Annotated in this window: 12 protein-coding genes and 1 tRNA gene; 5 read left to right on the top strand and 8 right to left on the bottom strand. The window is 65.2% G+C overall.

Going from position 1 to position 13,208, the window contains the following annotated elements:
- Positions 1–29: 29 nt before the first annotated feature.
- The 4 genes from J2S73_RS12810 to lipB all read right to left on the bottom strand — a co-directional run bounded on the left by J2S73_RS12810 (position 30) and on the right by lipB (position 3,618).
- Positions 30–710: a protein glxC gene (locus J2S73_RS12810; RefSeq protein WP_306885935.1), complete on the bottom strand. Its 681-nt coding sequence runs from the start codon at positions 708–710 to the stop codon at positions 30–32.
- Positions 710–1,609, bottom strand: coding sequence for a class II glutamine amidotransferase (locus J2S73_RS12815; protein ID WP_306885936.1), 900 nt, complete (start codon positions 1,607–1,609; stop codon positions 710–712). The genes J2S73_RS12810 and J2S73_RS12815 overlap by 1 nt, the downstream gene beginning before the upstream one ends.
- Before the next feature lie 276 nt (positions 1,610–1,885).
- A complete protein-coding gene (locus tag J2S73_RS12820; RefSeq protein WP_306885937.1) occupies positions 1,886–2,680 on the bottom strand; it encodes a MipA/OmpV family protein in 795 nt (264 codons plus the stop codon).
- Positions 2,681–2,874: 194 nt separating this feature from the next.
- Entirely contained in the window at positions 2,875–3,618 is a 744-nt protein-coding gene (gene lipB, locus J2S73_RS12825; protein ID WP_306886316.1) for a lipoyl(octanoyl) transferase LipB, read from the bottom strand.
- A gap of 136 nt (positions 3,619–3,754) precedes the next feature.
- On the opposite strand from lipB, the gene J2S73_RS12830 reads away from it, so the two are divergent.
- From J2S73_RS12830 to mgtE, 4 genes are all read left to right on the top strand, one after another.
- Positions 3,755–3,839, top strand: a tRNA-Leu gene (locus J2S73_RS12830).
- 103 nt (positions 3,840–3,942) lie between these two features.
- The gene (gene msrQ / locus J2S73_RS12835; protein WP_306885938.1) at positions 3,943–4,797 is read left to right on the top strand and encodes a protein-methionine-sulfoxide reductase heme-binding subunit MsrQ; all 855 of its coding nucleotides are present in this window, start codon (positions 3,943–3,945) and stop codon (positions 4,795–4,797) included.
- Positions 4,798–4,924: 127 nt separating this feature from the next.
- Complete coding sequence (locus tag J2S73_RS12840; protein ID WP_306885939.1) at positions 4,925–5,146, top strand: hypothetical protein; 222 nt, start codon at positions 4,925–4,927, stop codon at positions 5,144–5,146.
- Positions 5,147–5,584: 438 nt separating this feature from the next.
- The gene (gene mgtE / locus J2S73_RS12845; RefSeq protein WP_306885940.1) at positions 5,585–6,991 is read left to right on the top strand and encodes a magnesium transporter; all 1,407 of its coding nucleotides are present in this window, start codon (positions 5,585–5,587) and stop codon (positions 6,989–6,991) included.
- Between the two features lie 76 nt (positions 6,992–7,067).
- Here mgtE and J2S73_RS12850 read toward each other — a convergent pair whose 3' ends face one another.
- The 4 genes from J2S73_RS12850 to J2S73_RS12865 all read right to left on the bottom strand — a co-directional run bounded on the left by J2S73_RS12850 (position 7,068) and on the right by J2S73_RS12865 (position 11,843).
- Entirely contained in the window at positions 7,068–8,057 is a 990-nt protein-coding gene (locus tag J2S73_RS12850) for a formylglycine-generating enzyme family protein (protein WP_306885941.1), read from the bottom strand.
- A 38-nt stretch (positions 8,058–8,095) separates the two neighbouring features.
- Positions 8,096–8,938: a neuromedin U gene (locus J2S73_RS12855; protein WP_306885942.1), complete on the bottom strand. Its 843-nt coding sequence runs from the start codon at positions 8,936–8,938 to the stop codon at positions 8,096–8,098.
- A gap of 14 nt (positions 8,939–8,952) precedes the next feature.
- Positions 8,953–9,966, bottom strand: coding sequence for an HAD family hydrolase (locus tag J2S73_RS12860; RefSeq protein ID WP_306885943.1), 1,014 nt, complete (start codon positions 9,964–9,966; stop codon positions 8,953–8,955).
- Positions 9,967–10,172: 206 nt separating this feature from the next.
- Positions 10,173–11,843 (bottom strand): arylsulfatase, encoded by a 1,671-nt coding sequence (locus tag J2S73_RS12865; protein WP_306885944.1) that lies wholly within the window; start codon positions 11,841–11,843, stop codon positions 10,173–10,175.
- A 236-nt stretch (positions 11,844–12,079) separates the two neighbouring features.
- On the opposite strand from J2S73_RS12865, the gene J2S73_RS12870 reads away from it, so the two are divergent.
- A complete protein-coding gene (locus J2S73_RS12870) occupies positions 12,080–13,108 on the top strand; it encodes an AraC family transcriptional regulator (RefSeq protein WP_306885945.1) in 1,029 nt (342 codons plus the stop codon).
- Positions 13,109–13,208: the final 100 nt, after the last annotated feature.

The following is a 13,208-nucleotide window of genomic DNA, read 5'->3' on the forward strand; positions in this document are numbered from 1 at the left end:
CTCCGGCTCGCGCACCGACCGCCTCGCGGTCAGTAGGCGCCGACATTGTCGATTGTGAAGTTGTAGAGCGTGCGGGCGGACCCGTAGCGGCGGAACGAGGCGGGATCGGCCTCGATTCCGGCGCGGGCCAGAAGCTCGGTGAGCGTCGCCCGGTCCTGGCTGGTCATCTCCTGCTCGACGCAGTCCGCGCCCAGCTTGCCGGTCTTGCCGGCGACATAGATCACCGCCTCGTAGATGGAATCGCCGAGGCCGTCCTCCGCATCGCCGCAGACCACCAGATGGCCGGACTGGGCCATGAAGGCGGAGTTGTGCCCGACCGAGCCTTTGACCACGATGTCGATGCCCTTCATGGAGATCCCGCAGCGGGCCGAGGCGGAGCCTTCGACCACCAGCAGACCTCCATGACCGGTCGCACCGGCCGACTGGCTGGCGTCGCCCTTCACCCGGACGAGGCCGGACATCATGTTTTCCGCCACGCCCACGCCGGCATTGCCGTGGACGGTGACGGTCGCGTTCTCGTTCATGCCGGCGCAGTAGTAGCCGACATGGCCCTTGATGCTGACGGCGATCGGTGCCGTCAGCCCGCAGGCGAGCGCGTGGCGTCCGTCCGGATGCAGGACCTCGAAGGCCGCGTTGGAGCCCGCCCCCTCGCCCTGGAGTCGCGCGTTCAGCTCGCGGGTCGAGGCGGTCTTCAGATCGATGGTCTCCATCAGGCGCGCCCCCAGCTGTAGACAGTGGCGGGTTTCGGCTCCCAGACGGTGGCGGCCTCGATGCCGGGGAGTGCGGCGAGCGCCCGAAATTCCGAGGCCATCGCCACCCAGTCGTCGGTCTCCGCCATCACCGCCGGCTTGCAGGCGACCGGATCACGCAGCACCGCGAACCCGTCCCGGGTGCCGATCGCGAACGTGTAGAAGCCGTCGAGATCGGAAAGGGCCGCCTCCAGGGCTTCCGAAAGCGTCGCGCCTTCCGACATGCGCCAGGTGAGATAGGCGGCCGCGACCTCCGAGTCGTTGTCGGTCTGGAACGGGATGCCCTTGTGGGTGGAGAGCCACTCGCGCAGGCCGTTGTGGTTGGAGAGCGACCCGTTGTGGACCAGGCAGAGATCCTCGCCGGTGTTGAACGGGTGGGCCCCTTCCGTGGAGACCGCGCTCTCCGTCGCCATGCGGGTATGGCCGATCGCGTGGGACCCGGACATGGCGGACACCCGGAACCGGTCCAGGACCTCGGCGGGAAGGCCGACGTCCTTGTAGATTTCCAGCGACGTTCCCGCGCTCATGACCCGGACACCGGGGCAGCTCGCGAAGACGGCATCGCGAAGCGCCGTCGCCGACGATCCGCCGGTGAGTATGGCGTGGTTGGCGACCGGCTCGGCCGTCACCGGACAGCCCAGGCGATCCGCCAGCTCGCCGGCCACGGCGTCCCAGCCGTAAGGCGTTTCGGGATGATAGACGACCACCTTGGCGTCGCTCGCGGCCGCGTCCCGGTAGACCGCGATACCCGCGGAATCGGGCCCGCGATCGCGCATCTGGGCGAGCATCGGGGAAAACAGGGTACCGAGCCCGCTGCGGAGCTCGGGGTTCTTCAGATAGAGGCCGACAATGCCACACATGCGGACTGGCTTCCTTCGCGATCGGGAGGGATCGCCGGCACCCAATCATATTTCTTCAAGAGACACAACTTTTCCTTAGAGGAAATTTTCCCCCTTTCACCTCCGCGCTCCGGACCGCCGCCATCGGGTGCGGCCGGGATGCGCGGAAACGTCTGCGCAATGCGCTCTGCTTGCGCTTTATTGCTGCGCGCACGCGCGCGCAAAAAAGCCCGCGCAGTTGATGCGCGGGCCTTCGAAAGCGATGGTCGATGCTGCCGCCAGCCGCGGCGGACGCTGCTAGTCGAACAGGTCGAGACCGAAGCGGTAGGTGATGCCGATTCCCACGTAGAACTGGTCCTCGCTGCCGGCTTCCACCACCGGCGAATCGGCGACGTCGCCGATATAGCGGGTGTAGTCGGCCTGGAGGTGGAGCTTGGTCTTCTCCGTCCAGTCGTAGGTGATCCGGCCGCCCACGCCGACATCGGTGAAGCCGCCGGAGGGATCGTAGGCCGCGAACTGGGAGCGGGTCGCCTCGGCGGCGGAAACGCCGAAATAGGTCTGCACATACTCGTCGTTGGCGAAGCCGACCCGCGGCCCCAGCGACAGCTGGACGCGCTCCATCGGGTTCAGCACCAGATCGACGCCCGCCTCGCCGACGAAGCCGTTGTGGCCGGTGAAGCCGTAACGCAGGTTCGCGAAGCCGCGGAACATGCCGTAGCGATAGGCGACACCCGGGCCGAATTCGAACGCGAAATCAACGTCGTCCATTCCCGTCAGATAGGAGGCATCGCTCGACGAGCGCGAGCCCACGAAGTTGATCGAGGGATAGATCGAGAAAGCGCGGGTCGGCGCCGACACCAGCTCGCCGAAGACCGGCAGCCGCAGATAACTGATTGCGATCAGCGGATAGGGAAGGACGATGTAGTCGTCGGAACTGGCGAACTTCGGCTGAACCTGCGCCCCGACACCGAGATCAACCACAATGTCCCGCGTACCCGCCTGCTCGGCCGTAAGCTTGTCGTCGTCCGCAGATGCGGCACCGCCGGCACAGAAGAGAGACACGGCGGCAATGGCACAGGTGATTTTTCGCATCGGACTTACGCTGTTCCTGCAACTGAACGAATTCTGCCTGAGGGCTGTCTGGATCTTATGCCCGCGAATGGTCCGGGTGGCGAGTCCCGCCACGGCCCTGTTCAGTCCGAATTCTCGCAGACGATGCATTTATGCATCGCTAACAAGCCCGTGATGTGCCCCCAGGAAAGACGGCCCGGCGGGATCTTGTGCCGTCAGGCTGCGGTCGACGTCAGCGCGCCGCCGGCGGCGCGGACCGTTGGCCCGAAGATCGGCTCGAAACGCGCCTTCAGCGCAACGTCCACGTCAGCAAGCGTGACCGGCCTGCCGAGGTCGACGAGGCTCGTCACCCCGTGCTCGCGGACGCCGCAGGCGACGATCCCCTCATAGTGCGAGAGGTCCGGTTCGACATTGAGGGCAACGCCGTGGAACGTCGCCCAGCGGCGGACCCGGATGCCGATGGCGGCGATCTTGTCCTCTGCGTCCGCGCCCTTGTCGGGCCGCCTCACCCACACACCGACGCGGTCCGCCCGCCGCTCGCCGCGCACGTGGAAATCCCACAGGCTGTCGATCAGCCACTGTTCCAGGCCGTAGACGAAGGCGCGGATGTCCTTTTTCCGGCGCGACAGATCCAGCATGACATAGGCGACCCGCTGACCCGGGCCATGGTAGGTGAACTGCCCACCCCGACCGGTCCAGTGCACCGGGAACCGGTCGGGCGCGACAAGGTCCTCCGCGCGCGCGCTCGTGCCGGCGGTGTACAGCGGCGGATGCTCCAGGAGCCAGACGCGCTCGGCGGCGCGGCCTTCGGCGACCGCGGCCGCCCGGGCCTCCATTTCGGCCAGGGCATCGCCATAGGCGACCGGCTCGTCCTCGATCACCCATTCGACCGGCGGAGCATCCGGATCGGCGCGAAGACCGGTCAGGAGCGCGTCCGCCGCAGTGTCCACGCTGCGCATCGCTTTCGATTCACCCACAAGAAGTTTTCCAAACCATCATGGAGATCGACGGCCTTGCTTGAAACCCCTTCCCCGATTTGTTACATGCCACCTCGCTCGTCGGCGTCGGCCCAGCCAACGCCCTCAAAGAGCATGTGCGGTCGTGGCGGAATTGGTAGACGCGCAGCGTTGAGGTCGCTGTGGGGCAACCCGTGGAAGTTCGAGTCTTCTCGACCGCACCATTTTTCCCAACATTGTTATTTCCCCTGATCGGGATACCGGTCTGAAAGTCGGCCTCCCCGAGCCGGGCGGCGTTTGTCCCGGCCCTCCGTGAGGCGTCCGTTCATGCGGGTCCAAGCTGCGGACATGCCCTGGAACGACCGGGCCGGACGGTTCAGCCGGCTCCGGCTGGTGGCCTGTCTGATCGCGTTCGGACCGGCACTGATCCTCATCCTAGATGCCGCCATCGGCGATCTCGGGGCAAAGCCGCTGACGGAGGCGATCCACCGCACCGGCGAATGGGCGGTGCGACTGCTGATCCTCACGCTGGCGATCACTCCGCTGCGCCGAATCACCGGCTGGAACCGCCTCATCACCGTCCGCCGGCTCCTGGGGCTTGCCACCTTCGGCTACGCGTTCGGGCACTTTGTCCTCTACTGGGCCGACCAGAACTGGAACCCGGCGCGCATCGTCACGGAGCTGGTCTCGCGGGTCTATCTGACCATCGGCTTCGCGGCGCTTGCCGGGCTCGCGGTCCTCGCCGCGACCTCGACCGATGGCGCGATCCACCGGCTCGGCAACACCTGGCAGAAGCTCCACCGCATCGGTTATCTCTGCGCCGCGCTCGCCATCCTGCATTTCTTCATGCAAGCGAAGATCGACGCCGACCAGGCCGCGCTGATGCTCGGCTTCTTCCTGCTCGTGATGAGCTATCGCGCTGCCCACGCGCTGGGCCTCCCCCTCGCCTCCCCGTTCACGCTGATCGGCGTGGCCGGCCTTGGTGCGGTGGTGACGGCGTTCCTGGAGGCCGGCTGGTACGGCGTTGCGACACGCATTCCCTGGCAGGCCGTCCTTTCAGCCAATCTGCAGCTTGCCCCGGAGCCGCGCCCGGCATTCTGGATCCTTGTTGTGGGAGTCCTCGCTGCGCTCCTTCCGTTCCGGCGACGGCTGGTCGCCTTCCGCATCGCGCGCTCGCACTGACGGGAGCCCTCCGTCCGCCGGCGATCCGACACCTCACCGCGAACTTCGGGCGGCGGAATGCGTTGGCCCTTCCCAACGGATCGAGCCCTTGCGATCGCTCGATCCCGCAAATCGAAGGGAGTTGGACATGGCAAACGCGTCAAAGAAGATGGGCCACGGCGCACAGGGCAAGAACGACGGGTCCGGCGCGATGACGGACATGCCCAAGGACATGGTCGAAGAGGACGAGATCCTCTCCAACCGCGAGAAGTCCCAGCATTCCGACGAGCGGGGCCTCGACACCAAACACGTTCAGAACCAGCAGGGCCAGGACCACTCCGAAGCTCAGCTGCCAGACGACGAGCGCTGACCCCGCACCGACCTTCTGTCAGGGCCACGCCGAGTATGCCGGCCCCGACCGACGGCCATTCGGCTGGGCGGCAGATTCGTCGCCCGGCCCTCGCACCTCCCCCGCGGCGCTCTTGACCTCGACCGGGAACGCGCACAGTGTGCGCTTACTCGATCGTCACACGAGACCGCGGCGTGCGATTGGCCCAGCTACCGGATACCGGGTGCGCGCACGTCATGCGGCTTTCGGCCGAAACCGGCGGTTGACCCATCATTTTCCTCGTCCGGGTGATTTCGCCCTGCTCCCGGATCGTCTAACAGTCACTGCGAAAACCGCGGCAATCGGTGCGGACCCTCGATATTCGTGCCGCGCGGTCTACAACTTTGCACACCCGTCTTTTCTCGTGCTTGGTGGTCCCGCGCATCTGTTGCGTGCGGACCGTTCCAGAAGGGTCGCTTTATGGCTGAAGCCGCCGAAGCCGATATCCGCACAGAGATCGCGCCCCTTTTTCGCGATGACGAGGGCCATCTGAACACCGATTTTCTCGAAGCGGTGGAAGCGGCCGTCGTCTCGGAAGACCGTGACACTCTGGAACAGCTGATCGACGGCCTGCACGAGGTCGACGTCGCCGAACTCCTGACCGCCCTCACGCCCGAGCTGCGCATCGGCTTCATCGCGACGCTCGGCGATTCCTTCGACTACACCGCCCTGACAGAAGTCGAAGAGGCGATCCGCCTCCAGATTCTGGGAAACCTTCCTCCGCATACCGTCGCAGACGGTCTCGCCGCGCTGGATTCCGACGACGCCGTCTACATTCTCGAAGACCTCGAGGAGGACGAAAAGCAGGCGATCCTCGCCCGGCTTCCGTTCGCAAAGCGGCATCGGCTCGCCCGCTCGCTGGACTATCCGGAGGAGACCGCCGGCCGGCGCATGCAGTCCGACTTCGTCGCGCTGCCGCCGTTCTGGTCCGTCGGCCAGGTCATCGACGCCCTGCGCGAGGAAGAGGATCTCCCCGACAGTTTCTATCAGATCTTCGTCGTCGATCCCGCGTTCCGGCTCCTGGGCACCGTCGCCCTCGACCGCCTGCTGCGAACGCCCCGTCCGACGCGGATTTCCGAGATCATGAACGAAGCACCGCACACGGTGCTCGCCACGGAAGACCAGGAAGAGGTCGCCCACGTCTTCCAGCGCTACAACCTCGTTTCCGCGGCCGTTGTCGACGAGAACGAGCGGCTCGTCGGCGTGCTGACCATCGACGACATCGTCGACATCATCGAAGAAGAGGCCGAAGAGGACATCCGGTATCTCACCGGTGCTGGTGACGCGGAACTCTCCGACACCGTCTACTACACGGCCCGGACCCGGATTCCGTGGCTTCTGGTCAACATGGCCACGGCGTTTCTCGCCGCATTCGTCATCGGCATCTTTGACGGGACGATCCAGGAGATGGTCGCCCTCGCCGTGCTGATGCCGATCGTCGCCTCGATCGGCGGCAATGCCGGCATCCAGGCCATGACAGTGACGGTTCGCGCGCTGGCCTCGAAAGCAATCTCGAGCCGCAACACGGCGCGCGTGATCGGCCGGGAAGTCCTGGTCGCGCTCGCCAACGGCAGCATCATCGCGGCGATCGTCGGACTGATCGCCGGCCTCGTCTTTCAGAACCCGGATCTCGGCGGTGTCATCGCGGCAGCCCTGGTCTTCAACGTACTGTGCGCGGGGTTCTTCGGGGTCGTGACGCCGATCCTGCTGAACAAGCTGGGTGCCGACCCTGCCGTGGCGTCGAGCGTGTTTCTCACCACACTCACCGACGTGATCGGCTTCCTCGCCTTTCTGGGCCTGGCGGCCTGGTGGTTCGGGATCTTCTGACAACCCGCTGCAGAAGACGCGCACAAATCCCTGACACGGCTTTCTTTTCGCGGCCGCGCATCGGGTGCGCCAAGGGTCAGTCCTCGACGTCCTTCACGATCCGGAAGCCGATATGGTTCGTGCCGAGGCTCAGCTCGGCCGGCTGACGGGCGGACGGGCGGTACCGCTTGCAATAGGACGGCGCGCAGAGCCACGACCCGCCCTTCACCACCCGCATCGGACCGACTTCGGGTGCGCTGAAGCGCGCCGCCAGCGCCTGGGGCGGACCTGCTGGATCGGTTTTCGGCCCCTTCAGATGGCCCGGCACCCACCAGTCGCCGACATATTCCCAGACGTTGCCAACCATGTCGTGGAGCCCGTAGCCGTTCGGCGCGAACGACGCTGCCGGTGCGGTGCCATGATGGCCGTCTTCCGCCATGTCCACGCTCGGAAAAAGGCCCTGCCAGGTGTTGGCCTTCCAGCCCTCTTCCGGATCGTGGAAGGTGTCGCCCCAGGCATAGTCCGCGTCTTCGAGACCGCCGCGCGCTGCGAATTCCCACTCGGCCTCGGTAGGCAGCCGTCCGCCGGCCCATTCGGCATAGGCCGCGGCATCCTCCGGCGAGACCTGCACGACCGGGTGATCGTCCAGACCCTCGATGGAGGTATTCGGTCCAGCCGGATGACGCCAGTCCGCACCGGCGACGTAGCGCCACCAAGCGTTGGGATCGGCCAGCGAGACCGATTCCGGCGGCTGGGCGAAGACCATCGACCCGGGCTTGCGAAGCTCCTCCGGCATGTTCGGGTGATCTTCGGCACTGAGGCCCCGTTCCGCGGTGGTCACATAGCCGGTCGCCTCCACGAAGGCTGCGAAGTCAGCGTTGGTGACCTCCGTCGTTGAAATCGCGAAGGGCCCGACCGTGACCTGCTCAGCAGGTCCTTCCTCCGGGTAGAAGCGCTCCGAGCCCATCGTGAAGGTGCCGCCATCGAGGCGAACGAAGCCATCGTAGGCGCGGGCGGAAAGTCCGGACATCGAAAGCGCGGCAACAGCCACTGTGGCGAAAAGGACTGACAACTTCGAAAGGCTCATTCGCAACATCATCAACCGGAATTCGGGACGGACATCCGTCACTTGGGAAACAGCAGCGTGACCTGGAACTGGCTCTGCCACTCCGGGCCGCTGTCTGGGCGAAGGGCGTTGTAGTAGAGGTTGGCGGAGAACTTGACCGGCTGCTTTCCGATGGTCGTGAGCTTGGACACGCCGCCGCCGATCGGCAGCGTCACGTTGTCATCGGAGCGGGTCCAGTCGACGGTGACGACCGGTGACGTCTGCAGCGACCAGCCGTCCGACAGGTTGAAGTTCACGAAGGGCTGAAAGACGAGCTGGTTCACGTCCGGTGCATTCTGCGGTCCGGCAAAGGACCACTGATTGAACGCGAGGAAGCCGTAGGAGAACGGCGCCTTCACGATGAACGCCACGAAGGCCGGGCCGGCCGAATAGGTCCGTGAGCCCAGCCCGTCGTCGGTGTGGGTCGGCAGCGTGAGCGCCGAGCCGACGCCCCAGGTGATCGACCCGAGGCCGGTTTCCAGCGGCGTGGAGGGCGACAGGAAGGTCTCGAACAGGAGATCGCCCAGCCCCGTAGTCCGACCGTCTCCCGGAAAGGCGCCTGGCGCCGAGATCACCGGCAGGATCGGCCTGAAAATCACGTTCCAGCGGTCGTTGAAGGCGACCGGAAACACCGGCTGGATGTTGAGGACGCTCAACGGTTCGTCGAGCCCGCCGCCGAAATAGAGATTTTCCTGAAACGGCAGCGAGACCAGGTCGGCGATCGGATTCTGGGCGGCGACCTGCAGATCCGTTGCAGCGCCGCCGTCCTGGGCCATGGCCGCCCCGGACGTTCCGCCAGTGAGCGCGAGGACGATCCCCAGCGCGGAGGCAATGGTTATCCCTCGCATCGTGTCCATGGCCATTTGAACGATCCCGATCAGTTGTTGCCTTCAGCAGGAAACACCGTCTTCCAGTCGGACTTCATGTCGACCACGGTCCAGCCGTCGGCCGCGGCCGCGTCGAGGCCCTTGTCCAGCTTGCCGACGTCGGAGTTGCGGTCGTATGCCCACTCGCGCTCTGCGTCCGTGTGGTGCACGATCCCGCAGAAGCTGGGCCCCTCCGGAAGGCAGGTATACTGGAGCATCTGCAGATCGCCGTCGGAATTGCCGAAGGCGAAGATCGGCTCCTGCCCGATATGCATCTGGATGCCGACCGGCTTGCCGGGGCCATCGTCGACGAGCGCGATCTCCGGCTGCTTGATCAGGACCGGACCCACACCGTCCTGCAGCTCGAACTTGAGCTGGCCGGTGCTGCCGATCACCTGGGCCGGCGGGATGCCGTAGAGGTCGTCGGAAAAGACGCGCATGAAGTCGATGCCGCCGCCCGACACGATGAAGGTCTGGAAGCCGTTCGCGCGCAGATAGTCGAGCAGCTCGTGCATCGGCTGATAGGTCATCTGCGAGAAGAGCCGGTCCTTCTCGGGATTCTTGGCGGTCGAGAACCAGGCCGCGACGGTCTCGGCGAAGTCGTCCGTGGTCATGCCGGAATGCGTGGCGGCGATGATCTCGGCAATCGCCTTGTGGCCGCCGGCCAGCGCCCCTTTCATGTCGCCCTTGAGGACGGAGGCGAATGGCTCCTGGGTTGTCCATTCCGGATGTTCGGGCGCCAGCGCCTTCACCCGGTCGAGCGCGAAGAAGAGCTGAACGTAGGCCGGCTTTTCGGCCCAGAGCGTGCCGTCATTGTCGAAGACGGCGATCCGGTCGGCCGCGCCGACGAAGTCCGGTCCGCCTGCCGTGGTGACCGCCTCGACGAACTCGACGATCGCCGTCTTGGTCGCCCCGTCGTTCCAGGAGGGTAGCGGATCGGTCTGGGCGAAGGCCGCAGTGCCCGCGGCAAGGCTCAAGGCCACTGCGGCACCGGACACCTGTGCAAGTCGAATAGTGAACCTCATCAAAGCGCTCCTCGACGAGACGGGCTTCCGGGCCCGGCCTTCTTGAAAGAAACGAGGCGGACCCGTTTCACGTCCGCCAAGTCTCACTCTACTTTAAATAGCCGGCTTCGTCCGCACACTCGTCGGGACCTCGCAAGCGTTTTACCGGAGAGACGATGCCGTTGCCGGGCCGGCGAACGCCGGCCCGGACGTGTTTCAGTCGGCGATCAGTTGCCAGTCGGCATCGGGATGTTGACGCCGTCCTTGGCGAGTTGGTCACGGACCCACTCGTAACGCTGGTAGTCGGTGATGGTGATCGGTCCGGTGTAGACGTCGCTCTGCAGCTTGCGCGGCGGGTACTGGACGTACGTCTTGACCTTCTTCGCGACCGCTTCGTTCGCCACCGGCAGCGTCCAGGTGGCCTCCGTAAACGTGGTCATGAAGATGTCGTAGCGCTCCTGGGGATCGGACAGGAGGTCGAAGATCTGCGGTACCGTGGCGACGTACTTCTCCGCGCCCTTCCAGCCGAGATTGGTGTCGACTGCTAGGCCGCCCGTCGACGCACCGTCGTCGCCGCGGAGGTTGAAGACATACTTGAACTGGCCGACCCGTACGGCGCCCGGGGACAGCTCGTCTTCGGTGAAATAGAACCACTCCTTGCGCGGATCTTCACCGGTGCCTTCGAAGACGGGCGTGAGGTCGTAGCTGTCGAAGATGATCGGCTGACCTTCGCGATCCTCGGTCGGCAGCTTCTCGCCAGCGACGGAGGCGAACGTCGCCATCAGATCGAGACCGCCGGTGATGTCGCTGCTGACGACGCCTTCCTTCACATGACCGGGCCAGCGGACGATCGCCGGGACGCGGTTGCCGCCTTCACGGACGGTTCCCTTGGTGCCGCGGAACGGGGTGTAGCCGGAGTCCGGATAGACGTCCTGCCAGGCACCGTTGTCCACGGTGTAGAAGACCAGCGTGTTGTCGGCGAGACCCAGTTCGTCGAGCTTCTTGAGAACCTCGCCCACTCGGGTGTCGAGCTCGATGACCGCATCGGCGTAGTCGGTCTTGGTGACGGACTTGCCCTCGAACTCCGGCGCCGGAATGTTGGGCTGGTGGTTCTTCATGAAGTTGACGTTGATGAAGAACGGCTCGGACGGATCCTTGGCGGCATCCTCGAGAAACTCGATCGCCGCACTCTCCACGTACTTGTCGAGATAGGGGATGCCGACGACACCCTTGTCCGGCGTATCGACATACTCGCCGTTGACCTTGAAGTCCTCCTTGGCGGTCTCGCCGGCCTTGCCGGACAGCGCGCCACGGGTGGCCTTCTGGAACATCTCGCGCTGTTCCTCCGACATGGCCTTGTGCCATTTCGGATCGGTGTAGGTGTAGGCGTTGAGATGGTAGAGGAAGGCGTACTTCATCTCGTCGTAGCCGTGGGCGTTCGGCAGCGCGTAGTCCGCCTCGCCCAGATGCCACTTGCCGGTGAAGTAGGTCTTGTAGCCGGCGTTCTTGAGCACCGAGCCAAGGGTCCATTCCGCCTTCGGCAGGCCGCCGCCCTGGCCCTGGAAGGCCACCGTCGTCATGCCCGAGCGATTCGGAATGCGGCCGGTCTGAATGGCGGCGCGGCCGGGCGTGCAGCTCGGCTGGCCGTAGAAGTCGGTGAAGGTCATGCCTTCCGACGCCAGCTTGTCGAAGTTGGGCGTCGGCATGCCGCGGGCGGCGCCACCGAGATACGGGCCGAGATCGCCCCACCCGGTGTCGTCGGACACGATCAACAAAATGTTTGGCTTGGCGGCCGCGCCGGAGGCTGACGCACTGGCGCTTGTCGACGCGTCCTGCGCCCAGACCGGGCCGCCAACCGTCACGGCCAGAACGGCAGCGGCGATCAGTGTGGTTTTCATCTAGGATCTCCCATTGTCCCGGCGCTTCTGCGCGGGATCTCGTCATCGCCGGCGATGGCCTTAGCCGCGCTTCCGCGTCCCGACACAAAGGTCAAATCCGCTTGAAGGCGTCGGCAAGAGGGCGCAGAAACCCCTGCCCTCTCCCCGGCATATCTGGGGTGCACCTTGCTCCCCCCGGTAACAATTGAGATGAATGGGATCGGCGCTTGCCATTTTGCGCCATTCGAAAGGTCCCGATGATTCACCGCGGCGACATAGCGCTAACGCGCGCCGGAGGTTTAGGCACACTGCCGAACCTGTTCGAGGCGCGCGCGGGCGAACGCCAACTGGTCGACCTGTTCCAGCAGACGCGGGTTCCGATGGGAATCATCGACGCGCCGCTGACCCCGGTTCCGGTTTGGGCGATGATGACATTGTTCGCTCGGGCGGGCCGCGTGCTCGGCGACCGGACGTTCGGCCTCGAAGTCGGAAGCCAGATGACCCACAGCGGATTCGGGCTCTGGGTCGAGCAGAACCTCCTAGCCCCGACCTTCGGCGGTGCGCTTCGGCGCAACGCAGCCACGATCTGGGCCCATCAAAGCGGCTGCCGAGTCGACGTGATCGATCGCGGCAGCCACGTGCTCTGGCGCTACATCCCACCCGCACTTGATGCGGTGAACCATCACCATTCCGATCACGTGATCATCCCGATGGTGGAATTCGCCCGGGTCTATCTCGGCCGGCGATGGGCACCGAAATGGATCGAGGTGAACTATCCGCGCGATGCAGACGCGCATTTGATCGAAGAAAAGCTCCAAATCCCGGTGCGGTTCGGATGCGAAGGGGTCGGGCTTCCGGTCGCGCATGCGGACCTCGGTGTGCAAAGTCAGATCGACTTCGCGCAGACCCGGCGCGTGGTCACCTTGCGCGAGGTCGTCGGAGAGGCGGTTCTTGCGAATGCCCCCGAACCGGCGCGGGCGATCTCTGCCATCCTCGCGATGCGGCTTCTGGACGGCGAAACGGATATCGAAGGCACCGCCTCTCTGGCCGGTCTCAGTGTTCGCGGCCTCCAACGACGTCTGATGCAGAAGGGCTACACCTACCGGGAGGTCGTGGACGCGGCGCGAAAGGCCAGAGCTGTCCGGCTTCTTGCCGATACGAATATGAGCGTGACCGCAATCGGCCTCTCGCTCGGTTACGACGACCACGCGAGTTTCACCCGCGCCTTCGGTCGCTGGACGGGATCGGCGCCTTTCAACTACCGCCGACAGCAGATGCCGCAATAAGGTGTCGGACGGTCAGCCTCCGAACCTACCGTTGCCGCCCCTTCCCTTGCGCAACATTTGTTAATTGGCCATCAAGATCAGCGCTGCTCGCTGGAGCGCG

The sequence above is a fragment of the Amorphus orientalis genome (assembly GCF_030814015.1).
GTDB lineage: Bacteria > Pseudomonadota > Alphaproteobacteria > Rhizobiales > Amorphaceae > Amorphus > Amorphus orientalis.

What these genes read in the sequence shown, in the direction of transcription:
- J2S73_RS12810 (WP_306885935.1), bottom strand. Translation starts at nt 710, where the DNA reads ATGGAGACCATCGATCTGAAGACCGCCTCGACCCGCGAGCTGAACGCG.
- J2S73_RS12815 (WP_306885936.1), bottom strand. Translation starts at nt 1,609, where the DNA reads ATGTGTGGCATTGTCGGCCTCTATCTGAAGAACCCCGAGCTCCGCAGC.
- J2S73_RS12820 (WP_306885937.1), bottom strand. Translation starts at nt 2,680, where the DNA reads ATGCGAAAAATCACCTGTGCCATTGCCGCCGTGTCTCTCTTCTGTGCC.
- lipB (WP_306886316.1), bottom strand. Translation starts at nt 3,618, where the DNA reads ATGCGCAGCGTGGACACTGCGGCGGACGCGCTCCTGACCGGTCTTCGC.
- msrQ (WP_306885938.1), top strand. Translation starts at nt 3,943, where the DNA reads ATGCGGGTCCAAGCTGCGGACATGCCCTGGAACGACCGGGCCGGACGG.
- J2S73_RS12840 (WP_306885939.1), top strand. Translation starts at nt 4,925, where the DNA reads ATGGCAAACGCGTCAAAGAAGATGGGCCACGGCGCACAGGGCAAGAAC.
- mgtE (WP_306885940.1), top strand. Translation starts at nt 5,585, where the DNA reads ATGGCTGAAGCCGCCGAAGCCGATATCCGCACAGAGATCGCGCCCCTT.
- J2S73_RS12850 (WP_306885941.1), bottom strand. Translation starts at nt 8,057, where the DNA reads ATGAGCCTTTCGAAGTTGTCAGTCCTTTTCGCCACAGTGGCTGTTGCC.
- J2S73_RS12855 (WP_306885942.1), bottom strand. Translation starts at nt 8,938, where the DNA reads ATGGCCATGGACACGATGCGAGGGATAACCATTGCCTCCGCGCTGGGG.
- J2S73_RS12860 (WP_306885943.1), bottom strand. Translation starts at nt 9,966, where the DNA reads ATGAGGTTCACTATTCGACTTGCACAGGTGTCCGGTGCCGCAGTGGCC.
- J2S73_RS12865 (WP_306885944.1), bottom strand. Translation starts at nt 11,843, where the DNA reads ATGAAAACCACACTGATCGCCGCTGCCGTTCTGGCCGTGACGGTTGGC.
- J2S73_RS12870 (WP_306885945.1), top strand. Translation starts at nt 12,080, where the DNA reads ATGATTCACCGCGGCGACATAGCGCTAACGCGCGCCGGAGGTTTAGGC.